General features: G+C 74.8%; 22 protein-coding genes and 3 tRNA genes. 10 read left to right on the forward strand and 15 right to left on the reverse strand.

Going from position 1 to position 22,768, the window contains the following annotated elements; all coding sequences use genetic code 11:
• Nucleotides 1–25: 25 nt before the first annotated feature.
• Nucleotides 26–553 (reverse strand): hypothetical protein, encoded by a 528-nt coding sequence (locus C229_RS0120995; RefSeq protein ID WP_018657076.1) that lies wholly within the window; start codon nt 551–553, stop codon nt 26–28.
• Nucleotides 554–671: 118 nt separating this feature from the next.
• Between C229_RS0120995 and ppk2 the strand changes: the two genes are divergently transcribed.
• A complete protein-coding gene (gene ppk2 / locus C229_RS31330) occupies nt 672–1,553 on the forward strand; it encodes a polyphosphate kinase 2 (protein ID WP_018657078.1) in 882 nt (293 codons plus the stop codon).
• On the opposite strand, the gene C229_RS0121005 is transcribed toward ppk2, so the two are convergent.
• The 5 genes from C229_RS0121005 to C229_RS0121025 form a co-directional block, all read right to left on the reverse strand.
• The gene (locus C229_RS0121005; RefSeq protein WP_155884965.1) at nt 1,506–1,874 is read right to left on the reverse strand and encodes a hypothetical protein; all 369 of its coding nucleotides are present in this window, start codon (nt 1,872–1,874) and stop codon (nt 1,506–1,508) included. The genes ppk2 and C229_RS0121005 overlap by 48 nt on opposite strands.
• A gap of 185 nt (nt 1,875–2,059) precedes the next feature.
• Complete coding sequence (locus C229_RS0121010) at nt 2,060–2,965, reverse strand: DUF11 domain-containing protein (RefSeq protein WP_026314008.1); 906 nt, start codon at nt 2,963–2,965, stop codon at nt 2,060–2,062.
• A gap of 174 nt (nt 2,966–3,139) precedes the next feature.
• The gene (locus C229_RS0121015) at nt 3,140–3,547 is read right to left on the reverse strand and encodes a hypothetical protein (RefSeq protein ID WP_018657081.1); all 408 of its coding nucleotides are present in this window, start codon (nt 3,545–3,547) and stop codon (nt 3,140–3,142) included.
• Nucleotides 3,548–3,647: 100 nt separating this feature from the next.
• Nucleotides 3,648–4,256, reverse strand: a complete 609-nt coding sequence (locus C229_RS0121020) for an FMN reductase (protein ID WP_018657082.1) — start codon at nt 4,254–4,256, stop codon at nt 3,648–3,650.
• Entirely contained in the window at nt 4,253–5,359 is a 1,107-nt protein-coding gene (locus C229_RS0121025) for an LLM class flavin-dependent oxidoreductase (protein WP_018657083.1), read from the reverse strand. Before C229_RS0121025 ends, C229_RS0121020 begins: the two co-directional genes overlap by 4 nt.
• A 105-nt stretch (nt 5,360–5,464) precedes the next feature.
• On the opposite strand from C229_RS0121025, the gene C229_RS0121030 reads away from it, so the two are divergent.
• Nucleotides 5,465–5,923 carry an NUDIX domain-containing protein gene (locus C229_RS0121030; RefSeq protein WP_018657084.1) on the forward strand — a complete coding sequence of 153 codons (459 nt, stop codon included), beginning with the start codon at nt 5,465–5,467 and terminating at the stop codon, nt 5,921–5,923.
• Nucleotides 5,924–5,926: 3 nt separating this feature from the next.
• Here the strand turns inward: C229_RS0121030 and C229_RS0121035 are convergent, their stop codons facing one another.
• A complete protein-coding gene (locus tag C229_RS0121035) occupies nt 5,927–7,408 on the reverse strand; it encodes an SDR family oxidoreductase (protein WP_026314009.1) in 1,482 nt (493 codons plus the stop codon).
• A gap of 62 nt (nt 7,409–7,470) precedes the next feature.
• Between C229_RS0121035 and C229_RS0121040 the strand changes: the two genes are divergently transcribed.
• Nucleotides 7,471–7,986, forward strand: a complete 516-nt coding sequence (locus C229_RS0121040) for a DinB family protein (protein WP_018657086.1) — start codon at nt 7,471–7,473, stop codon at nt 7,984–7,986.
• Nucleotides 7,987–7,988: 2 nt separating this feature from the next.
• Here C229_RS0121040 and C229_RS0121045 read toward each other — a convergent pair whose 3' ends face one another.
• The 3 genes from C229_RS0121045 to C229_RS0121055 all read right to left on the reverse strand — a co-directional run bounded on the left by C229_RS0121045 (nt 7,989) and on the right by C229_RS0121055 (nt 11,784).
• The gene (locus tag C229_RS0121045; RefSeq protein ID WP_155884966.1) at nt 7,989–8,246 is read right to left on the reverse strand and encodes a hypothetical protein; all 258 of its coding nucleotides are present in this window, start codon (nt 8,244–8,246) and stop codon (nt 7,989–7,991) included.
• Between the two features lie 71 nt (nt 8,247–8,317).
• A complete protein-coding gene (locus tag C229_RS0121050) occupies nt 8,318–10,621 on the reverse strand; it encodes an ATP-binding protein (protein WP_018657088.1) in 2,304 nt (767 codons plus the stop codon).
• Nucleotides 10,622–10,674: 53 nt separating this feature from the next.
• Entirely contained in the window at nt 10,675–11,784 is a 1,110-nt protein-coding gene (locus C229_RS0121055; RefSeq protein ID WP_018657089.1) for a TDT family transporter, read from the reverse strand.
• 71 nt (nt 11,785–11,855) lie between these two features.
• Here C229_RS0121055 and C229_RS0121060 point away from each other — a divergent pair, with 71 nt between their 5' ends.
• The gene (locus C229_RS0121060; protein ID WP_026314010.1) at nt 11,856–12,758 is read left to right on the forward strand and encodes a LysR family transcriptional regulator; all 903 of its coding nucleotides are present in this window, start codon (nt 11,856–11,858) and stop codon (nt 12,756–12,758) included.
• On the opposite strand, the gene C229_RS35510 is transcribed toward C229_RS0121060, so the two are convergent.
• A complete protein-coding gene (locus tag C229_RS35510) occupies nt 12,755–14,401 on the reverse strand; it encodes a CocE/NonD family hydrolase (RefSeq protein WP_018657091.1) in 1,647 nt (548 codons plus the stop codon). The genes C229_RS0121060 and C229_RS35510 overlap by 4 nt on opposite strands.
• A 107-nt stretch (nt 14,402–14,508) precedes the next feature.
• Between C229_RS35510 and C229_RS0121070 the strand changes: the two genes are divergently transcribed.
• The 5 genes from C229_RS0121070 to C229_RS0121090 all read left to right on the forward strand — a co-directional run bounded on the left by C229_RS0121070 (nt 14,509) and on the right by C229_RS0121090 (nt 16,797).
• Nucleotides 14,509–15,309, forward strand: a complete 801-nt coding sequence (locus C229_RS0121070; RefSeq protein ID WP_018657092.1) for a universal stress protein — start codon at nt 14,509–14,511, stop codon at nt 15,307–15,309.
• 186 nt (nt 15,310–15,495) lie between these two features.
• Nucleotides 15,496–16,482 carry a CHAP domain-containing protein gene (locus tag C229_RS0121075; RefSeq protein WP_018657093.1) on the forward strand — a complete coding sequence of 329 codons (987 nt, stop codon included), beginning with the start codon at nt 15,496–15,498 and terminating at the stop codon, nt 16,480–16,482.
• A 43-nt stretch (nt 16,483–16,525) separates the two neighbouring features.
• Nucleotides 16,526–16,597: transfer RNA gene (locus C229_RS0121080), tRNA-Gly, on the forward strand.
• A 25-nt stretch (nt 16,598–16,622) separates the two neighbouring features.
• Nucleotides 16,623–16,693 (forward strand) — tRNA-Cys (locus tag C229_RS0121085).
• 32 nt (nt 16,694–16,725) lie between these two features.
• Nucleotides 16,726–16,797, forward strand: a tRNA-Val gene (locus tag C229_RS0121090).
• Nucleotides 16,798–16,967: 170 nt separating this feature from the next.
• Here the strand turns inward: C229_RS0121090 and C229_RS33075 are convergent.
• The 3 genes from C229_RS33075 to C229_RS0121105 form a co-directional block, all read right to left on the reverse strand.
• Nucleotides 16,968–18,824, reverse strand: coding sequence for a glycine betaine ABC transporter substrate-binding protein (locus C229_RS33075; RefSeq protein ID WP_018657094.1), 1,857 nt, complete (start codon nt 18,822–18,824; stop codon nt 16,968–16,970).
• Nucleotides 18,825–18,901: 77 nt separating this feature from the next.
• Nucleotides 18,902–20,068, reverse strand: coding sequence for a cytochrome P450 (locus C229_RS0121100; RefSeq protein WP_018657095.1), 1,167 nt, complete (start codon nt 20,066–20,068; stop codon nt 18,902–18,904).
• The gene (locus tag C229_RS0121105; RefSeq protein WP_018657096.1) at nt 20,065–20,862 is read right to left on the reverse strand and encodes an SAM-dependent methyltransferase; all 798 of its coding nucleotides are present in this window, start codon (nt 20,860–20,862) and stop codon (nt 20,065–20,067) included. Before C229_RS0121105 ends, C229_RS0121100 begins: the two co-directional genes overlap by 4 nt.
• A gap of 140 nt (nt 20,863–21,002) precedes the next feature.
• On the opposite strand from C229_RS0121105, the gene C229_RS0121110 reads away from it, so the two are divergent.
• Complete coding sequence (locus C229_RS0121110; RefSeq protein WP_026314011.1) at nt 21,003–21,602, forward strand: CGNR zinc finger domain-containing protein; 600 nt, start codon at nt 21,003–21,005, stop codon at nt 21,600–21,602.
• Between the two features lies 1 nt (nt 21,603).
• Here C229_RS0121110 and C229_RS0121115 read toward each other — a convergent pair whose 3' ends face one another.
• Entirely contained in the window at nt 21,604–22,761 is a 1,158-nt protein-coding gene (locus C229_RS0121115; protein ID WP_018657098.1) for an NAD(P)/FAD-dependent oxidoreductase, read from the reverse strand.
• Nucleotides 22,762–22,768 lie beyond the last annotated feature (7 nt).

A 22,768-nucleotide genomic window follows, 5' to 3' on the forward strand; every position in this document is an offset into this window, starting at 1 on the left:
ACGGTGTCCCGCCCGGCCGGGACGGTCAGAACGCCGAGAGCACGAGCCCCGCCGCGCACAGCAGCCCGAGCCCGGCGGCGGCGACGCCGAGGATCGCGCGCGTGGCGCGGTGCGGGGTGTGGCCCCGCGCGAGGTAGGCGACGCCCCAGGGCAGCGGCAGCAGGAACAGCAGGCCGAGCGCCGGGACCGACAGGGCGCCGAGGCGGCCGGTCAGGTCGGCGCGGCGGGCGGCGTCCCCGGCGGTGTTGAGGCGCGCGGCGAACGGTTCGCCGACGTCGGACTCGGGCGGCAGGTGCACGTCGGACAGCGGCGGGCGCGCGGCGTCGTCGGGCGTGAACGTCCCCCGGCACTCGCGCCGCGCCTGGTTGCCGGCGCCGTATTCGCGGCAGCTCCCGGCGGTCGCGGTGCCCGGCGTTCCGGCGACGCCGAACGCGAGCCGCAGGTCATCGACGCCGAACCCGATGGGGGCGAGCGCGACGGCGAGCCAGAGCGCGGTGACGAGGAGGAGGCCGCGCAGCCCGGTGCGGGGCGCGCGCGTGTCCGATCGCGACATGGAGCCGCCTTCCGGTCGGGGGGAGCCGATCGCCTCTGGTGCGCTTTGGACGCGGGCGGGCGCGGTCCCGTTCACGTCGGGCATGATCCAGGGAAGAGATCGCCGACGGGAGGGCGCGATGACGGCCGAGCGAGAGCATGTCCTGGCGGTGCCGGACGAGGCGGCGTGGCGCGAGGGCTATCCCTACGACGTGAAGCTGCGCCGCAAGGAGTACGAGCGCGACAAGCGCGCCCTCCAGATCGAGCTGCTCAAACTCCAGGCGTGGGTGAAGGGCACCGGGCAGCGGCTCGTCGTCCTCTTCGAGGGCCGCGACGCCGCGGGCAAGGGCGGCACGATCAAACGCTTCACCGAGCACCTGAACCCGCGCGGCGCGCGCGTCGTGGCGCTGGAGAAGCCGACCGAGCGGGAACGCACGCAGTGGTACTTCCAGCGGTACGTGGCGCATCTGCCGAGCGCCGGGGAGATCGTCCTGTTCGACCGCTCCTGGTACAACCGCGCCGGGGTGGAACGCGTGATGGGCTTCTGCACGCCGCGCGAGTACGTCGAGTTCATGCACCAGGCGCCGGAGTTCGAGCGTCTTCTCGTCCGCGACGGCGTGCACCTGGTCAAGTTCTGGTTCTCGGTCTCGCGCGGCGAGCAGCACCGCCGGTTCGCCGCCCGCCGCGACGACCCCGTCCGCCGCTGGAAGCTGAGCCCGGTCGACCTGGAGTCCCTCGACAAGTGGGACGCCTACACCGAGGCCAAGGAACTGATGTTCTTCCACACCGACACGCTGGACGCCCCGTGGACGGTCGTGAAGAGCAACGACAAGAAGCGCGCCCGCCTGGAGGCCATGCGCCACGTCCTGCACCGCTTCGACTACGAGGACAAGGACCCGTCCATCGTCGGCACCCCCGACGAAAAGATCGTCGGCCCCGCCGCCCGCCTCTTCGAAGAGGGCGAACGCAACGCCCTACTCCTGACCGACGACCCCCCGCGCCCCGGAGCCGCCCCGCCGTGACCGGTCGTGCCACCGGGTGACGAGGGCCGCCAGGCTCAGCCCGGCGGTCTCGACCAGGGCGATCTCGTACACCCCGAGGTTCGCGGTGGCGCCGAGGGCCGTCACGGCGGCGAAGGTGGCGACGACGTACGCCACGACCCCGCGCACCAGCGCCGGGCCCGTGGATCTGTACAGCAACGCCACCGCCGCGACCACCGCCACCGCCGCGACGACCCAGCCGACCGGCCCGGCCTCCCCCGCGGCCGCCACCGACAGCACCACCACCCCGACGGCGGCGACGCACGCGACCAGGCGGGCCAGCACACGCACGAACCTCTTCACCAGCGGCCCCCTCGCCCCGGCCGACGTCTCTGAACGACGAAACGCCTGGTCGGACGACCAGAACCGGACGAACGACACCATAAGTCCCGCAGCGGAGCCCCGACCGCAGGAAGCGCCACATGTCCATAACGATGGGACACGACGAAGGGGAGAGCCGGATGGCTCTCCCCTTCTTGGTGGTGCGGTCAGCGGCGGGCGCGGCGGCGGGTGATGATGAGGGCGATGCCGCCGAGGGCGAAGGCGCCCAGGCCGAGGCCGCTCAGCCAGCCGATGGGGCTGCCGGTGTTGGGCAGCTCACCGGCGGTGGCCTTGCGGCACGGGCCGCCGACGGGGCCGGGCGTGCCCGCGCCGGGAGCGCCGCTGCCGCCCGACGAGGCGCTCTGGTGCGCGCAGACGCATGACTGGCGCCCGGACGAATCGCGGACCGGCGTCTCGCCCTCGACGCACGGGCGCAGCGGGTTCGGCGTGGCCGCCGGGCCCGGCGCGGCACCGGCGGCCGGCTGCTCGGCGGCGGCAGCGGGCTTGGGCTTCGGCGACGTCGTCGGCTCGGGCTTGGGCGCCGAACGGGGTCCGAGCGCGGCGTGCGCGACGGCGGACTGCGGCTTCGCAGCGGCGGCGGCTTGGACGGTGACGGCCGCGCGGGCCGTCGCGGTGCGTCCCGCGTAGCTGAGCGTCGCGACGTTGGTGAGCTTGCCCGGCTCGGCGCCCTGCGTGACCTTCGCGTTGACGGTGATCGTGCGCGTCGCCTTGTACGGCACGGTCTTCCACCGGCAGGTCACCGCGTTGCCCGCCTTGGCGCAGCCGGAGCCCGCGACCGAGGCGATCGTGAGCCCCGCCGGAGCCGGGTCGCGGAGCCGCACGTTGGACGCGGGCACCATTCCGACATTGCGGAGCGTGAGCTTGAACGTGGCCTTTCCGCCGGGTTTGACCTTGGGGGTGGAGGTCGACTTGGTGAGCTGGAGCCGGGGCGGCGTCGGGGGGCCGTCGGCCGGCAGCACCGCTGCTGCGGCGGGCGTGCAGGTCACCGTGAGGGCGGTCAGCGCGAACATGGCCGCGGAGGCCGAGCCGCCGCGACGCCGGGACAGACGCATCCAAGATCCGATCATCAGTGCGGTTGTGGCGGGACCGCCCGACAGAACGGCCACGGAGAGTCACTTTCGCACTGCGGACAGCACCGGTCAACGATGACGCGCCCACTCCGCAAAGGCCGGAGGGGAGAACCGCGACGCGGTTCTCCCCTCCGATCGCCCCAGGTCAGGCGCGGGTCAGCGCTTGGCCTTGTCCTTGGCGGCCTGGACGGCCTTGCCACCGGTATGGGCGGCCTTCTCCTTCGCCTTGACGGCACCGGCGACGGCCTTGTCGCGGGCCGGGCCGGCGGCGTCACGGGCGTTGCCCGCGACGTTCTGGAGCTGGAGCTGGGCGCGGGCCCAGTTGGTCTGGCTCCGGCGGACGTGCCGCCGCCACAGCAGCACCGCCACGACTCCGGCGGCGATGCTCGCCAGTCCCGCGCCGCCGCTCCAGGCGGCCTTGCGGGCCTTGGTCCGGTCGGCGCCGAGCGTGTCGAGCGTCTGGCCGGCGTCGTCGTGGAGCTGGGCCGGCGACGTCTGCGCGTCACCCTGCGGGTCGCCGAGCCCGGCCCTGCCGTCGAGCCGGGTGGGCTTGTGCGTGGTCAAGGGGGCTCCCCTCCTTGCGGTCGATCCGGTCAACATCCGGCTTACCCGACGTGAACGGATCAAACGTGACCCTCCTTGGGAGGCCGAGAAACCCGGGCGGTCACCCGCCCGCGAGGAGGTCCGCGAACGGCGTCGGCTCGTCGTAGGGGTCGGACGCGACGGCCGGGGCGCGGCCCGCGACGAGATCCGCGAGTTCGCGCCCGGCGCGCTCGACGCGCGGGGTGAGCGGATCGGCGTCGCCGCCCCAGTCCTCCGACGCCGCGTAGACGGCCGTCGGGGCGACCGTCGCGCGCAGGTAGGCGAACAGCGGGCGCATCGCGTGGTCGATCGCCAGCGAGTGGCGGGCCGTGCCGCCGGTGGCGCCGAGCAGGACGGGCCGTCCCTCCAGCGACCCGGGCTCCAGGACGTCGAAGAACGTCTTGAACAGGCCGCTGTAGGACGCGTTGAACACCGGCGTCACGGCGACGAGGCCGTCCGCGCCGGTCACGCCCTCCAGCACGCCGCGCAGCCTGCCGCCGGGGAAGCCGGTGACGAGGTTGTCGACGAGGTCGTGCGCGTGGTCGCGCAGGTCCACCGGGACGAGCGTCACGGTGTCGCCGCGCTCGCGCAGGCTCGCGGCGGCGGCCGCGCCGAGCCGGTCGGCGAGCAGGCGGGTGGTGGACGGCCGGCCGAGACCGGCCGCCACGACGGCGAGGGTGCGTTCGCTCATCGGGTGGCCTCCTGGGTGCTCGGGACGTCGCCGGCGCGGGCGGCGACGAGGGACGCGTGCGTCGGGGCGTCGGGCACGTGCGCCGGACGGCCCTTGGCGAACTCCTCGCGCAGCACCGGGACGACCTCCCCGCCGAGCAGGTCGAGCTGCTCCAGGACCGTCTTCAGCGGCAGCCCGGCGTGGTCCACCAGGAAGAGCTGGCGCTGGTAGTCGCCGAAGTCCTCGCGGAAGCGCAGCGTCCGGTCGATGACCTGCTGGGGGCTGCCGACGATCAGCGGCGTCTCGGCCATGAAGTCCTCCAGCGACGGCCCGTGCCCGTAGACGGGCGCGTTGTCGAAGTAGGGGCGGAACTCGCGGATGGCGTCCTGGGAGTTCTTGCGCAGGAACGCCTGCCCGCCGAGCCCGACGATCGCCTGGTCGGCGCTGCCGTGGCCGTAGTGCTCGAAGCGGCGCCGGTACAGGCCGATGAGGCGCTGGTAGTGCTCCTTGGGCCAGAAGATGTTGTTGGCGAAGAAGCCGTCGCCGTAGTAGGCGGCCTGCTCGGCGATCTCCGGGCTGCGGATCGATCCGTGCCAGACGAACGGCGGGACGCCGTCCAGCGGGCGGGGCGTCGAGGTGAACGACTGGAGCGGCGTGCGGTGCTTGCCCTGCCAGTCGACGACGTCCTCGCGCCACAGCCGGTGCAGCAGCGCGTAGTTCTCGACCGCGAGCGCGATGCCGTCGCGGATGTCCTTGCCGAACCACGGGTAGACGGGGCCGGTGTTGCCGCGGCCGAGGACGAGGTCGGTGCGGCCGTCGGACAGATGCTGGAGCATCGCGTAGTCCTCGGCGATCTTCACCGGGTCGTTCGTCGTGATCAGCGTGGTCGCGGTGGACAGGATCAGCCGTTCGGTGCGGGCGGCGACGTAGCCGAGCATCGTCGTCGGGGACGACGGCACGAACGGCGGGTTGTGGTGCTCGCCGGTGGCGAAGACGTCGAGCCCGACCTCTTCGGCCTTCTGCGCGATCGTGACCATCGCCTTGATGCGCTCCGCCTCGGAGGGCGTGCGGCCGGTCGTCGGGTCCGGGGTCAGGTCACCGACGGAGAAGATCCCGAACTGCATGGTCGCCCTCCAAGATAGTAGAAGTTTCAATCATAGAGGGGAACCGGACGCCCCGTCGATCTATTCCGCCCGCCGGACCGGCCCCCGGCCGCTAGAAAGGACCCCATGTACGCGCTGCTGGCCCGTCTCTGGAAGGCCCTGTCCGCCCGCGCCCAGTGGAGGATCGCGTGGTTGCGCCACCCGACGTTCATGGTGGGGGTGACCGGCGTCGTCCGCGACGCCGACGGCCGCGTCCTGCTGCTGCGCCACCGGCTGTGGCCGGAGGGCCGCGCGTGGGGCCTGCCGACCGGCTACGCCGAGCGCGGCGAGACGTTCGAGGAGACCGTCGTCCGCGAGGTCCGGGAGGAGACGTCCCTGGACGTCCGCACCGGCCGCCTGCTGCGCCTGCGCAGCGGCTACCGGCTGCGCGCCGAGGTCGCCTACGAGGCCGAACTCCTCGGCGGCACGCTCCGCCTCGACCCCCGCGAGATCCTCGACGCGGCCTGGTTCTCCCCCACCAATCTCCCCGAGACGACGATGCCGTCCCACCGCGCCCTCATCCTCGGCCCCCCGGAGGAACCGTGACGGTCAGGCCGGGTTCGGCTCGTGTTCGGCCTTCCGGGTGAGGTTGGTGGGCATGCCGCCGAAGATGAGGCCGTGGAACGGGGAGATGGACTGCCAGTAGAGGTGGCCGAGGAGGCCGTGCGGGCGGAAGACGGCGCGCTGGTGGTAGATCGTGCCGCCGGTCTCCTCGTCGGGCTCGATCCACAGTTCCAGCCAGGCGCGGCCCGGCAGCAGCATCTCGGCGCGCAGCCGCAGGCACCTGCCGGGCTCGATGGCCTCGACGCGCCAGAAGTCCAGGGCGTCGCCGGTGCGCAGGCGGACGGGGTCGCGGCGGCCCCGGCGCAGGCCGACGCCGCCCGCCAGCCGGTCCAGGAACCCGCGCACGTACCAGGCGACCGGCAGCGAATACCAGCCGTTCTCGCCGCCGATGCCCTCGATGCGCCGCCACACCGCCTCGGGTGACGCCGGGGTGCGCAGCTCGCGCTCGTCGGTGTAGAGGCTGCCGCCCGCCCAGTCGGGGTCGGTGGGCAGCGGGTCGCTCGGCGCGCCCGGCGTCGCCGCCGAGCTCCAGCGGGTGCTGACGTCGCCGGACCGGACGCGGCGCAGCGCCAGCTCCACCGCCTGCTCGAACCCGATCAGGCCCTCCGGCGGGTCGGGCACGTAGGCGGCGATGTCGTGCTCCTTCGCCACGACCTCCGTCGTCAGCGACTCCACCAGCGGGCGCGCGATCGCCCCCGGCACCGGCGTGATCAGCCCGACCCACAGGCTCGACAGCCACGGCGACAGGATCGGCACCGGCACGATGAGGCGCGGCGTCAGCCCCGCGACCTTCGCGTAGCGGATCATCATCTCGCGGTAGGTGAGGACGTCCGGGCCGCCGATGTCGAAGCCGCGGCTCACGTCGGACGGCAGTTCCGCGACGCCGACGAGGTAGCGCAGCACGTCCCGGATCGCGATCGGCTGCACGCACGACCCGGCCCACTTCGGCGTGACCATCGCGGGCAGCCGCTCGGTCAGGTAGCGCAGCATCTCGAACGACGCCGACCCCGACCCGATGATCACCCCGGCGTTGAGCACGACGGTCGGGACGTCGCCGCCGAGCAGGATCTCCGCGACCTCGGCCCGCGACCGCATGTGCTCCGACAGCTCGCCCGAGTCGTGCATGCCGCCGAGGAACACGACGCGGCGGACGCCCGCGTCGCGGGCCGCGTCCGCGAACGACCGCGCGGCGCGGCGGTCGCGTTCGGCGAAGTCGCCGCCGCCGCCCATCGCGTGCACGAGGTAGTAGGCGACGTCCACGTCCGCGAGGGCGGGCGCCAGCGTCGGCGGGTCGAGCACGTCGGCGCGGACGGTCTCGACGCGGCCGGCCCACGGCTGGTCGCGGACGCCCTCGGGGTGCCGGGCCATGCAGCGGACCGTGTGACCGGCGTCGAGCAGCTCGGGGACGAGACGTCCGCCGACGTAGCCGGTGACGCCCGTCACGAGACAGCGGGTGGAAGTGGCCATGACCGGCGCCTACCCCGCGTGACCCCGCCGAACCCGGAACGGCGCCCAGTAGGGTCGGCACCGTGATCGACGTTCCCGAACCGCCGCCCACGATCGGCGACACCCGCGACCTGCTGACCGGCTACCTCGACTACTACCGGAGCGCGCTGCTGCGCAAGCTCGACGGCCTGTCCGAGGAGGGGCTGCGCACGAGCGGCGTGCCGTCCGGCTGGACGCCGCTGGAGCTGCTCAAGCACCTCACGCACGTGGAGATCCGCTGGCTGCGCTGGCGGTTCCTCGGTGAGGATGTCCCCGACCTGTACGACGACCGGGGCCCCGGCGGGCGCCGCGAGGACCCGTGGCGCGTCCTGCCCGAGGTGACGTTCGCGGAGGTCCGCGAGGGGTTCGAGGCGACGGCGGCGCGCTCGCGGCAGATCGTCGCGGACGCCGCGCTCTCCGACGTCAGCGCCCGCACGGACGACGAGCACCCCGGCACGAGCCTGGCCTGGATCCTCTTCCACCTGCTCCAGGAGTACGCCCGGCACGTCGGCCAGCTCGACGTCGTCCGCGAGCGGTTCGACGGCGCGGTGGGCGAGTAGGTCTACCGCCAGCGGACGGACGTGCCGCCGTCGCGCTCGCCCCGCACGAGGAGGCGGTCGTAGACGAACTCGGCGGGCCGGACGAGGCTCGGCCGGACCCGCCACAGCTCCCCCACCGCCCCGGGGGCCTGGTCGAGCAGGGCGACGGTGAGCGCGGCCAGCGCGGCGGCGCGGTCGCCGCACACGCCGCCCGGTCCCCCGGTGCCGTGCTCGGGCGGTCGGATCTCCCAGGCGAAACGCGTTCCCGGTATCGGTCCCATGCTCGCAGCGTAGGCACGGCGGGCGCGCGGCACGGCCGGATCGGACGGTATAGGGATACCGATGTTCGCGCTCAGCCGGGTTCGTCGAGCCGCGCGGCGATCTGCGTCCGCGACGTGCACTCCAGCTTGGCGAGGATGTGCTCGACGTGGGAGTCGGCGGTGCGCTTGGCGATGACGAGCCGGTCCGCGATCTCCCGGTTGGTGAGCCCGTCCGCGACCAGTCCGGCGATCTCGCGTTCGCGCGGGGTGAGGCGGCGCCTTCCCGGCCCGGCCTCGGCCGCGCCGACGGCGGGCGCGGTCTCGCCCAGTGCCTCCGCGACGGCGGAGTCCTCACCGAGGCGGCGGCCCGCCTCCAGGGCGGCGGTGAAGACGTCCTCCCCGACGGCCTCGACGGCCTGGCCCTCGTAGAAGGACCGCAGCAGCGCGTGCTGCGGCCCGAACATCGTGGTGCCGGTGCGGGTGCGCAGCCGGTCGGCCACGCCGAGCCAGCGGGCGGCGCTCGGCGCGTCCCCGAGGGAGACCGCGCACGCGGCGGCCATGTCGAGGGCGAGCGCGACGCCGAGCCGGTCACCGAGGTCGCGTTTGACGGCCAGCCCGGCGCGGACGTCGTCCAGGGCGCCCGCGGCATCGCCGTCGAGTAGCCGGGCGAGGCCGAGCACGCACAGCCCGAACGAGCGGCACCACAGCTCGCCCGCCGGGGTGGTGGCGAGGACGGCGCGGCGGGCGTCGTCCTGCGCGGCGCGCGGGTCGCCGCCCAGGCAGCGGGCGACGGCGAGGAACACGTCGGCGGTGGGGGTGAGGACGTCGGTGACGCCCGCCTCGGCGTGCAGGTCGCGGGCCTGGGCCAGCGCGGTGACGGCGTCCGCCATCCGGTCGGCGTACAGGGCGGTGACGCCCTGGGCGAGGCGGACGTAGCCGAGCCCGGACCGGTCGTCGTCGGCCGCGGCGCGCTCCTCGGCGGCGGCCAGCGGCCCCGCGGCGGCGTCCGGGTCGTTCTGGAGGACGGCGAGCACGCCGCCGAGGGCGAGCATCTCGGTGCCGGCCCGGCCCTGCGGCTCGCGCAGCTCCAGGTAGTGCTCGAACCAGTACCGGGCCTCACCGATGAGCCCCTGCAACGCCAGGATGCGGCCGAGGCCGAGCAGGGCGGGGCACAGCAGCGCGTCGTCGGCGGTGCGCAGGCCGTGGTCGAGGAGGGCGCGCAGGTTGGCCTCCTCGTCGCGGTACCAGTCGAGGACGCGGCGCTGCCCGGCGGTGGTCAGCTCGGGGACGGCGCGGGCGACGCATCCGGCGAACCAGGCGAACGCGCGGTCGCGCAGGACGGCGGTCTCCCCGGCGCGGTCGAGCCGTTCGGCGCCGTACTCCCGGATGGTGTCGAGCATCCGGTAGCGGGCGGCGGCGCCGCGTGTGACGGGCCGCACGATCGACTTGGCGACGAGCCCGGCGAGCAGGTCGAAGACCTCCCCGGCGGGCAGTTCGGCGTCGGCGCAGACGTTCTCGGCGCTGTCCAGGTCGAAGCCGCCCTCGAACACCGACAGCCGCGCCCACAGCAGCCGCTCGCCCGGCGAGCACAGCTCGTGGCTCCAGCCGATCGCGGTCTCCAGCGTCTGGTGCCGGGGCATGGCGGTGCGGCGTCCGCGCACGTGCAGGATGCGCCGGTCGAGCCGGTCGACGATCTGCGTCACCGACAGGGCGCGCAACTGCACGGCGGCCAGCTCGATCGCGAGCGGGATGCCGTCCAGGCGGCGGCAGAGCAGCACGACGGCGCCGCGGTCGGAGTCGGTGAGGCGCCACTCGGGGACGACGGCGGCGGCGCGTTCGGCGAACAGGTCGACGGAGTCGCACGGGGCGCCGGGGTCGTGGTCGTCGGCGCCGGGCACCGCGAGCGGCGCGACGACGAGCGTGTGCTCGCCCGCGATGTCGAGCGGCTGCCGGCTGGTGGCGAGGATGCGCAGGCCGGGGGCGCTGCGCAGCAGCAGTTCGGCGAGGATCGCGCAGGCGTCGACGAGGCGTTCGCAGGTGTCCAGGACGAGCAGCAGGTCGCGGTCGGCCAGGTGGGCGACGAGGTCGTCCAGGGCGGTGGCGGCGTTGTGGTCGGGCAGGCCGAGCGCGCCGCCGAGGGCGCGCGCGAGCAGGCCCGGTTCGCGCAGCACGGACAGGTCGACGAAGCAGACGCCGTCGGCGTGGTCGTCGGCGAGCCGGTCGGCGGCGCGGACGGCGAGCCGCGACTTGCCGACGCCGCCGGGACCGGTGAGCGTCACGAGCCGGCCGCGCGCGAACATCCGGCCGATCTCGGCCAGTTCGGCGCGGCGTCCGATGAAGCTGGTCAGCTCCGCGGGGAGCCGTCCGGAACGGGGTTCCAGACTCGTCGTCGTCACGGCCGCCTCTGCTCAGCTCCCACCGGCCGGAGGCCGGCGACTCACCGGGGGACCTACGGTGGCATCGTACCGGCCGCTGAACCGATCGCAACCGTTCCATTACCGTCGGCTGGACGGGCGGGGCGGCCGAGCAGGGCGCCGCGCGCGATCTCGCGCGCGGTGCGGGACGCGACGACGGTCCACGCGACGGCGAGCAGCGCGTACAGCGCGGCGGACACGGCGGCGAGCGCGGTGAGGCCGGTGTGGCGGGCGAGGACGGCGGCGCCGGTGACGCACGTCCCGACCGGGAACGTGTACGCCCACCAGGTGAGCCCGAACGGCAGGCCGGTGCGCAGCGCGCGCAGGTTGGCGGCGCCCGCGACGGCGAGCCACAGCAGCGCGAAGCCGAGCACGGGGACGCCGTATCCGGCGGCGGCGAGCCGCAGCGGCCCGGCGTACTGCGGCAGGACGGTCCGGGCGGCGTCGGCGAGCAGCCCGGCGGCGGTGACGGACTGCCCGAGCGGGCCGAGGACGAGGAACAGCGACGGCGTCAGCGCGTCCGGCAGGCCGCTGCGGGCGATCCGCGTCCAGATGCCGGGGAGCAGCAGCGCCGTGCCCAGCAGGGAGGCGCCGAACAGCGCGGCGCAGGCGGCGAGCAGGGTGGCGCGGGGTTCGCCGGGCGGCAGGTGCGGGACGAGCGCCGCCCCGGCGGTCGCGGCGACCATGGGCGCGACGACCGGCAGCAGCCAGGTCGGGTCGGCCTCGCGGTCGGCGCGCCGGGTGACCAGCAGGTACGGGACGGCCGCCGCGACGGCGACGGCGTACACCGTGCCCGCCGTCCAGAGCGCGGCGTCCACGAGGACGGCGGCGCGCGGGCCGATCACGTCCGTGCCGATGGTGAGGGTGGCGTGGCCGGTGGCGAGCAGCGCCATCGGCGGGCAGCCGTAGAAGACGGCGGTGGCCGGGGTGCGCAGGTGCTCGCGGGCGACGTCGCGGTGCCGGGCGACGTGGACGGCGCGGGCGGCGACGAGGGCGGTGAGCAGGGCGCAGGAGAGCATCCAGACGGCGGCGCCCGCGGGGCGCAGCGCGGGGTGGGGCGCGGCGGCGGTCGCGACGATCGCGGTCCCCATGACCGCCGCGTACCAGTTCGGGCCGAGATGGCGCACCCGGTCGGAGAAGGGCATGGGGCGCACTCTGGCCGTGTCCGGACGCCATCGGTAGAGGTCACAGCCCTATGGGGCCATAACATGGACTTATGGGGATTGCGCATCGCGTGCCGGATCTCGGCGCGCTGGAGCTGCTGCTGGCCGTGGTGCGGCTCGGCAGCGTCGGGCGGGCCGCCGCCGAGCTGGGCGTGACGCAGCCCGCCGCCAGCGCGCGCATCCGGTCGATGGAACGGCAGCTCGGCGTCGAACTGCTCGACCGGTCCCCGCGCGGCTCCACGCCGACGGCGGCCGGGACGCTCGTCGCGGGGTGGGCGCAGCAGGTGGTCGACGCCGCGACGGCGCTGGACGCGGGCGTGGCGGCCCTGCGGCACGACCAGGACGCCCGGCTGCGGGTCGTCGCGAGCCTCACCGTCGCCGAATATCTCGTCCCCGCCTGGCTGGTCGCGCTGCGGGCGCACCGCCCCGGCACGGCCGTCACGCTGCGCACGGCGAACTCGACGGCCGTCGCCGAGGCCGTGCGCGCCGGGGAGGCCGACCTGGGGTTCGTGGAGGGCACCCGCACCCCCGCCGGGCTGCACGGCTCGGTCATCGCCGCCGACCGGCTCGTCGTGGTCGTCGCGCCCGGCCACCCCTGGGCGCGGCGCCGCTCGGGCGTCACCGGCGCGGAGCTGGCGGCCACGCCGCTCATCCTGCGCGAGGAGGGCTCGGGCACGCGCGAGGTCCTGGACCGCGCCCTCGCCGCCCACGGCGGCACGGCGCCGCCGCTGCTCCAGCTCGCGTCCACGACGGCGCTCAAGGCCGCCGCGACGTCCGGCACCGCGCCGGTCGTCGTCAGCGAGCTGGCCGTCACCGACGAGATCGCCGGGGGACGTCTCGTCGCCGTCCCCGTCCCCGGGCTCGACCTGCGCCGCCCGCTGCGCGCCGTCTGGCCCGCCGGGCACCGCCCCACCGGCCCGGCCCGCGACCTGCTGGCCCTCGCCCGCCGCGCCTAGTCCGCCGCCTCGATCACGCCGTCGGTGACGGTGAGGCGGGCGGTGACGTCGCCCCGGGTGAGGGTGAAGGCGTACTCGGTGTGGGTGCGGGCGCCGTCGAGGCCGAGGAGATGGGTGGCGCGGTCGGACTCCGCGTAGGTGAGGCCGCCCGGGAGGTGGCGGTGGCCGCCGGAGCCGTCCTCGGTGTCGGCGCGCCAGGTGGCGGCGGCGACGTCGCGGGTGACGACCAGGGGCGGGCGGCGGTCGCCGGTGAGGCGGACGCGCAGCGGCGGCGGATGCTCGGGGTCGTCGAACGGGCGCGGCGCGGCGTGCTCGGCGGTGCGGACCGGGAGGGCCAGCACGCTGCGGGCCGGGTCGAGCGTGACCGTGAACGGGGCGTCCGGCGACCACGGCCAGCGGGCGGTCGCGACGGCCAGCCGTACCCGGTGACCGGGCCGGAAGGCGTGCCCGGTGGGACGCAGGACGGCGGTGAGGTCGCTCCACTCCCCCGGCGCGCCGGGGAACTCCCCCTCGCCGCGCGCGACGAGCGCGGACGCGCCGTCCGGCCCGACGTCGCAGAGCCGCAGCGCGAGCACGCCCGGCTCGCCCGCCAGGCGCAGGCGGACGCGGACCCGGCCGAGGATCGTCAGCTCGGCGGGGAGCGGCGCCGAGTCGAACGCGGCGCCGCGCGCGTCCTCCTCACGCTGGTCGTGCGGCAGGTCGGCGGCGGTGCGGGGAACCGGGCGCCCGGTGTCGACGCCCGCGTGCGGCGGCGACCGGACGACGACGGGCGCGGCGTCCCCCTCGCGCAGCGGCGCCTCGCGCAGCACGACGTCCGGGGACGGCCAGACCGGCTCGGCGGCCCATCCCGCGCCGAGGAAGGCGCGCAGCGCGGGATCGTCCGTGACGCCGGTGTCCGCGCCGCGCAGCCAGTGCTCCCACCAGCGCAGCGTCTCCTGGAGGAACCCGATGGCGGCCGCCGCCGGTGCCTCGTCGGGGTACTGCCGCGCCCACGGCCCGACGATGGCACGCGCCGTGGGCGACGCCTCCAGCAGGTCCAGGACGCGACCGGCCGCCGGATCGGGCCAGCCCGCGACGGCGAGCACGGGCACGGGCACGTCGCCCCCGTCCGCCGGGGCCGGTGGGCCGGGCGCGTCCAGGCGGGCGCGCCAGAGCGCGCGCCAGTCGCCGGTGCCGGCGGGGTCGGGCGGAAGCGGCGGAACGGACGCGGTGCCGGGGGCGCAGGCGACGACGGCGGCGAGCGGATCGGGGGCCAGGGCGGCGACGTCCAGCGCCGTCTGGGCGCCAGGGCCGAGGCCGAACATGCCGACCCGCCCCGTGCACCAGGCGCGGCCGGCGAGCCAGCCGACGACCGCCGCGCCGTCCCCGGCGGTGTGATCGGCGTACACGCCCTCCGAGCCGCCGGTGCCGCGCGCGTCCACCCGGACGGACGCGTAGCCGTGGCCCGCGTACCAGGGGTGCCGCTGGGCGTCGCGGGCCGCCGTGCGGTCATCGAGCCGTTCGGGCGAGAACTCCAGCAGCGCCGGGACCGGGACGTCCGTGCGCGGGCGCCACACGCGGGCGTGCAGCCGGACGCCATCGGGCAGCGGGACGGCGACGTCCTCGACGGACGTCGCGAACGGGAACGCCGTCCGGTAGCGCACGGACGTCGGTATACCCGGCGGACGGGCAAGGACCGCCGGGTTCCGGGCCAACGGCCCGCAAACGATCCCGTCCGTTGATTCCGCCGTGTGCCGGGCATGCTGGACACATGATCGGAGAACACGTCCTCGCCGCGTACGCGCCGGGCGGCGGGGGCCGGGACGCGCTGGCGTTCGCCGAGGCGGTCGTCGCGCACACCACCGGCAGGCTCACCGTCGCGCACGTCCACCCGCCGGACCGCCCGGCCGCCGCCGGGGAGGCCGCGACGCTGCTGCGGCAGGCCGAGGCCGCGCTGGGCGACCGGCCCGCCGCGTACACGGCGCGCGAGAGCCGCAGCGTGGCGCGCGGCCTGGCCGGGGAGGCGGGCAAGGCCGGCGCCGACCTCATCGTCGTCGGTTCGACCGAGGGGGGCGCGGGCGGGCGCATCGCGATCGGCTCCACCGCCGACCACCTGCTGCACTCGGCGCCCGAGGCCGTCGCGCTCGTCCCGGCCGGGTGGCCGCCCGCCGTGCTCGGCCGCATCACCGTCATGTACGTCGACCGGCCGCAGTGCGACGAGGCGGTGACGCGCGCCGCGCTCGCCGCGCTCACCCTCGGCGTGCCGCTGCGGCTCGTCACGCTCGCGCTGCCCGGCGACCCGGCCGAGCGGTTCCGCGACGACCTGGCGATGGCCATCCGGCTCGCCGTGGACTCCACCGGGATCGACCCGGGCGAGGTGTCCGCCGAACTGGCCGAGGGCGACGACGTGGCGGACGCGCTCGCCGGCGCCGGGTGGGACGACGGCGACCTGCTGGTGTGCGCGAGCAGCGAGGACGCCGCCGCGCACCGGGTGTTCGTGGGCGAGGTCGCGCTGAAGATGCTGCGGGCGGCGACCGTCCCGGCGATCGTCCTGCCTCGGGGCTACTCATGAGCTAGTCATGACCGACCATGGGACATATGGCACAAATCAACCGTTTTCCCTGCTCCGCTTGCCGCCAGGATTTACCTCGCATACATTCTCCCGAGACCGGGACGTGACCTGCGTGCAGCATGAGGTCCGGCGCCGGTTCCGGGTCCGGGCTCCCGCCCGCCCGCGCGAGGTTTCCAGGGAGCTGGCATGGACCCCATCGGCAAGAAGCTGCTCAACGTCGCCAAATCCGAACTCGGCTACGTGGAGAAGGGCGACGGGTACACCAAGTTCGGCGAGTGGTACCGCAAGAACGTCGACGGCGACCACGACGAGTACTTCTCCACCGCCCCCTGGTGCGACATGTTCCTCGCCTGGGCCGCCGACAAGGCCGGCGTCACCGAACAGGCCGGGCAGTTCGCCTCCACCGTCGAGCACGCCAAGTGGTTCCAGGGCAAGGACGCCTTCGGCACCGAACCCGAACCCGGCGCGTTCATCTTCTTCGACTGGAACGGCTCGGACGACATCGACCAGATCGACCACATCGGTCTCGTCGAACGCGTCGACGGCAAGAAGATCCACACCATCGAGGGCAACGCCGACGGGTACAAGCTCACCCGCAAGGTCCGCGACATGGACACCGTCGTCGGCTTCGGCTACCCCTCCAAGGTCAAGGTCGCCCAGACGTACGCGCCCAAGCACGCCGCGCCGCCGCCCGCCGTCGAACAGCTCACCGGGCAGCCCGTCGCCGACGCCGTCCCCGGCGTCACCAAGGAGACCCCCGCCGACGACGCCAAGCCCATCGGCACCCAGGACGCCGTCCTCGGCGGCGTCCTCGCGATGATCCTCTTCGGCACCGTCGCCCTCGCCGCCGGACGCGCCGGCGCCGCCAAGGCGCCCACCACGCCGCCCATCCGCGTCCGCAAGCGCGGCAAGCACCACAAGCCGTCCACCCCCGTCAAGCTGCCCGCCGACGTCACCCCCGCCGACCTCGACGCCGCCGACACCGCCACCACCGTCATGCCCGCCCTCTCCCTCGCCGTCGCCCACGCCGCCGAGGACCGCGAGTTCTGGGGCCGCATCGACCACCTCAAGGACGACGAGGAACTCGCCTTCTGGGACACCCTGCACGCCGAGTTCGCCACCGAACCCGCCGCCGCACACGCCGAGTACCCATCCGCTCCCGAGTTCCGCTAGAGTTGGCGACGTCGCCGCGAGGGGAAACCCGAGCGGAGGGCAAGCGGAAGTGGCTCAGGGGTAGAGCATCACCTTGCCAAGGTGAGGGTCGCGGGTTCAAATCCCGTCTTCCGCTCTGAGAGGCCGCATGGCCTCGCTCTGGTGGAGTGGCCGAGAGGCGAGGCAACGGCCTGCAAAGCCGTGTACACGGGTTCAAATCCCGTCTCCACCTCAACGCCGTCACCCTTCTACAGGGTCACGCGCGGGCGATTAGCTCAGTGGGAGAGCGCTACCTTGACACGGTAGAGGTCACTGGTTCAATCCCAGTATCGCCCACGAGCAGGCTTCCCCTGTTCAGCGCGGCTGCGCTTTCCCCGAGTGCCGCAATTCCGCCCGGGGGGACGACCCCCCGGAACCCCCCGAGGTGGGGGCTGCGCCCCCACACCCCCATCGTGCGTGGCTGGGGTTTTGTTCGGTCCTCTCCCTTTTCCGCCTTCGCTCTTTTCTTAGAGTAGGCCGGTTTGGATTAGCCAGGCTTTTGCTACTGATGCTGGTTTGTCTCTGTTTGTTGTTACTCGGGTGTTCATGTAGCGGAGGTCGGCCGTCGTTAGTTTGGTGGAGACGGTGTTCAGGGTTTGGCGGGTGGTGGGGTCGGCCTTCTGGGTGCGGATGAGGGGGGTGATGTTCTGGGCGGAGAAGAGGTGGTCGGGGTCGTCCAGGAGGGTGAGGTCGCGTTTGGTGAGGGACGGGTCGGTCGTGAAGAGCTGGGCGGCCTGGACCGAGTTCGAGGCGAGGAGTTCGGCGCGGGTGTCGAGGTCCTCGGTGCGGAAGGGCTGGAAGGCGCGGAAGTCCAGGTCGTAGACGGCGCGAAGGCCGATCATGCCCTGGTAGCGGGTGGCGAACTCCGGGGCGGCGCCCAGGGTGAAGGTCGGGGCCACCGCCTTCAGGTCCCGCAGGGACTTCAGGCCGTGTTCCCGGGCCGTCGCGCGGGTGACGGCGATCGCGTCCTTGTTCTCCGCGCGTGACGACGGGAGGATCTCCAGGTCCTTCGGGAGACGGTCGCGCAGGAGCTTGTTGATGCTCTCGCCCGTCGTGGGGGCCTCGGCGCCCATGCGCAACGCGCCCACGTAGGAGGCCAGCGCGCCGTTGTACTCGGGGACCAGGTCGACCTGGCCGTCGGCCACCAAGGAGTAATAGGACTCCCGGGAACCGATCGAGTGCCTGCGGACGACGCGATGGCCCTTCGCCTCCAGCGCCTGCGCGTAGATCTCCGCCAGCAGGACGCTCTCGGGAAAGTTCGCCGAACCGACCGTGAGCGTGCCCGGCGGAGGCGTCCGCGCCGCCTGCACCGCCGGTTTCGGGGGCGTGTGCGGCCACAGCAGGACGAGTGCCGCCGCCAGCGCCGGGACCGCCGCCACCGCGAGGATCTTCAGGGCCAGGGCCGTACGGCGGCCCGCCGCGACGTGCGGGCCGCCGCCGCGGCGGGCGTCGCGCAGGCGGCCCACCGTGGGGTCGCGGGGCTGGAGCGGGGTCGGCGGCCGTTCGGGCGGCGGCGTCTCCTCGGCCGCGCCCGCCGGTTCGCGTTCGTCGTGGCCCAGCAGCCGCAGGAGCAGCACGCGCGCCGTGGGACGGGACTCCGGATCGTCGGCCAGGCAGGGTTCCACCAGCGGGCGCAGCCAGCCGGGCAGATCGGCCATCTGCCCCTGGAGGCGCAACTGGCGGGCGAACGGGCCCTCACCCGGCGGCCCGGTGATCGCCGCCGCGTAGATCATGGTGAGGGCCCAGCCGTAGACGTCCGCCGGTGGGCCCGCCGGAGTCCCCCGCGCCTGCTCGGGAGCCATGAAACCCGGCGTCCCGCCGTCCGCAGCGGGCGTGCCGAGGGCCGTGGCGACGCCGAAGTCCACGATCCGCGGCCCCTCCGCCGCGAGCAGCACGTTCTGCGGCTTGATGTCGCGGTGCACCACGTTCGCCGCGTGCGTGGCCGTGAGCGCCGCCAGCGTGCCCAGCGCCAGACGTTCCAGGTCGGCGCCGCGCAGCGGCCCCCCGGTCTCGACGGCCCGGTGGAGCGACGGGCCGTCGGCGTACTCGCTGACCAGGAACGGGCGCCCGTCGTGCACGCCCGCGTCCAGCACCCGCGCCGTGCAGAAACGCGCGACTCGCTGCACGAGGGCGATCTCGTCCGCGTCCACGCGGGCGTCCGCCGACGGCGGCCCGTGCGAGATCTTCACCGCCACCGGACGATCCGGGGTGCGGGCCCAGTGGGCGAGGTAGACGACCCCCTGCCCGCCCTCGCCCAGCCGCCCGTCGAGGACGTACCCGGCGATCTCCTCCGGGTCGGTCGCGTGCAGAGCCTCCGCTGCCACTGTCCGTCACCCCTTCGATCGGTCCCGTGACGATTGGATGCCGCGCGGACCGCCCCGGTTCCGTCGGCGGCCCGGTTTCAGGCGGGGCGCCAGGTCAGCGGCAGGCGGTCCAGGCCCAGCAGGCCGTAGGCGTGTTCGACGGCGTCGTCGTTCGCGGCGAGGCGGTAGCCGGGGACGCGGCGATGCCACTCCTCCAGGGCGACGCGCATCTCGGTGCGCGCCAGGTGCGCGCCGAGGCAGCGGTGCGGGCCCGCCGCGAAACCGAGGTGGCGGTTGCCCGCGCGGGCGGGGTCGACGCGGCCCGGGTCGGGGAAGACGGCGGGGTCGCGGTTGATGGCCAGGAGCGGCAGCATCACCATGTCGCCGGCCTTCATCCGGCAGCCCGCGAACTCCACGTCGCGCGTCACCTTGCGGCCCGGCTGGACGATCGCGTAGGCGCGGATCAGGTCCTCGACCATGCCGGGGATGAGGGCCGGGTCGTCGCGGACGGCGCGCTGGTCGTCGGGGAACTCGGCCAGGTGCCAGAAGGCGTAGGAGAGCTGGGCGGTGACGGTGTCCAGGCCCGCCATGAACAGCAGGAGGCAGAAGGCCAGCAGGTCCTCGCGCGGGATGGCGGCGCCGTTCATGCGCCAGGACGCCGCAGCGCTCAGCAGGTCGTCGCCGGGGTCGGCGCGTCTCCGCTCGATCTCCTCGTCGAACATCGCGGTGACCTCTTGCATCGCGGTGATCCTGGCCTGGTTCGCCGTCGGGGGGCCGTGCAGGATGGCGCGCTCCCAGGCCAGGAAGGTGTCCAGGCGGTCGACCGGGAGGCCCAGGAGCTCCAGGAAGATCACTGCCGGGAAGGGGACGGCGAAGGCGTCGACGAACTCGCATTCCCCGGCGGTCACGGCGGCGTCCACCAGGGCGGCGCAGTGTTCGCGGATGCGCGATTCGCGGGCCTTCACGGCCGCGGGGGCGAAATGGTCGCGGAGCAGCGTGCGCCAGGCCGTGTGCTCGGGAGGGTCGAGCATCTCGGGTATCCAGCGGTAGCGGGGGTCGGGGTCCAGGGCGTTGACGGACGCGCTGGAGAAGGTCTTCGGGTCGCGCAGGACGGCCAGCGCGTCCTCGTGGCGGGTCAGGACCCAGAAGCCGCGGCCGAACGTCGAGCGGAAGGCGCGGTGCCGGTCGCGCAGCTCGCCGAGGATCGCGGCCGTCGCGCCCACCGGGCGGCGGCCCGCCAGCGGATCGAAGTGGAGTTCGGTCATCGCTTGCGCCCCACCCCGCACAGGAACCAGGTCGGGAGGTCGGCGCGCGGCGGCACGGCCGGACGCCACGCCGCCAGCGGCACGATGCCGGGGTCCAGCACGTCCAGGCCGTCGAAGAAACGGCCGATCGAGTCCGCCGAGCGCAGCGTCATGCCGGTGCTCGCCCGGCGGTAGACGCGGGCGCCCTCCTGCGCGACCTCGGCGCGCTCCCCCGCCGTGATGTGCGAGATCGCCAGGTGACTGCCGGACGGCAGCGCGTCGCGCAGCGCCGCGACCGTCTCGTGCGGGCGCTCGTCGTCGTCCAGGCAGTGCAGGACGGAGATGAGCAGCACCCCCACCGGGCGGTCGAGGTCGATCACCTCGCGCAGCGCCGGGTCGGCGAGCAGGTCGTCCACGGCGCGCAGGTCGCCCGCGAGCGTGACCGTGCCCGGCGTGGACGCCAGCAGCGCGCGGCCGTGGGCCAGCACCATCGGATCGTTGTCGATGTAGGCGACGCGGGCGTCGGGGGCGACGCTCTGCGCGACCTCGTGGACGTTGCCCTGCGTCGGCAGTCCCGCGCCGATGTCCACGAACTGCCGCAGCCCCGCCTCCCCCGCGAGGAACCGGACGGCCCGGTCGAGGAACGCGCGGTTCTCCCGGGCGAGCGCCGGGGCCTGCGGCGCGACGCGCAGCACCTCGTCGGCGGCGGCGCGGTCGGCGGCGTAGTTGTCCTTGCCGCCGAGGTAGAAGTCGTACATGCGGGCGACGTTGGGAACGGAGACGTCGATCCCCGGGGGCGCCGGACGCTCGTGCACGCGAATCCTTCCGAACGGTGCGATGATCTCCGTACCGGTCGCCAGGTTCACAAGACCCGCGACCGCTGTCAAGCGGGTCACGGATTTCCCGCGCCTGACACCGCTCAGAGCGGTGTCACGACACCGCTTAGAGTGGGTTCATGCGAGCGACGACGAGCGGGCGCGTGCTGCACGACCCGAGGGGCGGTTCGTTCCGGTTCGACGCCGGGGCCGTCTGCCTGGACTTCGCGTACACCGGCGGCGAGGGCCGGTACGCGGTGTTCGAGACGCTGCGCGAGCCCGGCGACCTGGCCGCGTGGCTGGCCGGGCCGCCGCTCGGCGCGGTCGTCACGGAACCGGTCACCGACCGCGAGCTGGCCGACGCCAAGGCCCTCCGGCAGGCGATCTGGGACGTCGCGCACGCGCGCGCCGCGACGCGTCCGCCGCCCGCCGGGGACGTCGCGACCCTCAACCGGACCGCCGCCGCCGAACCGCTGGCGCCCGAGCTGTCCGCCGACGGGACGTCGGTGCGCTGGGCCGCCCCGGTGCGGGCCGGGCAGGCGCTCTCGACGCTGGCGCGCGAGATGATCGACCTGCTGACCGGGCCGCTGGGCGGCCGGTTCCGGGAGTGCGCCAGCGACGACTGCCCGCTCGTGTTCGTGGACTCCTCCCGGCCGAACGCGCGCCGGTGGTGCGCGATGGAGCGCTGCGGCAACCGGCACAAGCTGCGTGCGCTGCGGGCCCGTCGCGCTGACGGGTAGCTCAGCCCAGGATGCGCGCGGCGCCGAACCCGGCCGCCAGCGGCTCGCCCTCGGTGAACCGGCGCGGGTGGAGGCGCGCCAGCCCGGCGGACGGCTCCTCCCCCGCCACCAGCGCCGCCACGTGCCCGCTCAGCGACGGCGCGAGCTTGAAGCCGTGGCCGCTCGTCCCCGCGTCGACGTAGACGCGCTCGCTCACCTGGCCGATGACCGGCTGCCAGTCGGGGCTGACGTCGTAGAGGGCGGTCCAGCCGCCCGCGCGGCGGGACCGGACCGGCGACGGGACGCGGGTGCGGTAGGCGTCGGCCAGGACGGCGAACTCCGGGTCGGTCAGCGGCCCCGGGACGGTGTCCGGCGGGACGGGCGGTGTGGCGCCCAGCGGGCCGAGGACGGCGCGGCCCCCGGTCTGCGGGGCCGAGTAGTAGCCGGCGTCCACGTCGACCAGCACGAACGGGACCGCCACGCCCGCCGCGCCCGGGTCCAGCACGGCGACGACGTGGCGTTCGGCGTGCAGCGGCAGTGCGACGCCGAGGCGGCGGACGAGCGGCGCCGTCCAGGGACCGGCGGCGACGAGGAGGCGGTCGCAGGTGTGGGCGGCGCCGTCCGACGTCGTCACGGTGACGCCGTGGCCGGTCTCGTCCAGGCCGACGACCTCGCGGCCGGTGAACAGCGCCGCGCCGTGCCGGGCCGCCGCGCGGGCGAGGCCCGTCGTCGTGAGGTAGGGGTCGGCGGTGCCCGCGTCCGGCTCCCACACGGCGATGGCGACGCCCGTCGTGTCCACGCCGGGGAAGCGGCGGGCGAGCTGGGCGGGGGTGAGCAGTTCGGCGCGGACGCCGAGCGCCCGCAGTCCCTCGACCGTCGTGGTGACGCGCGGGACGTCGGGCGAGCCGTGCAGGTAGAGGCCGCCGGTGCGGCGGTAGCCGGACTCGCCGCCGGTGCGGTCGCGGAAGGAGGCGAGGAAGTCCAGGCCGGCGGCGGCGACCTCGGCCAGGAACGGGTCGGTGTAGTAGGCGCGGCAGATGCCGCTGGAGCGGCCCGTCGGCCCGCTCGCGACCGCGCCGCGTTCGAACACCGCCGTGCGCAGGCCGCGCCGGGCCAGGTGGTAGGCGGCTCCGGCGCCGTGCACTCCGGCGCCGATGACGCCGACGTCGAACTCGCTCATCGCACCC

The organism is Actinomadura flavalba DSM 45200, from assembly GCF_000374305.1.
GTDB classification, from domain to species: domain Bacteria; phylum Actinomycetota; class Actinomycetes; order Streptosporangiales; family Streptosporangiaceae; genus Spirillospora; species Spirillospora flavalba.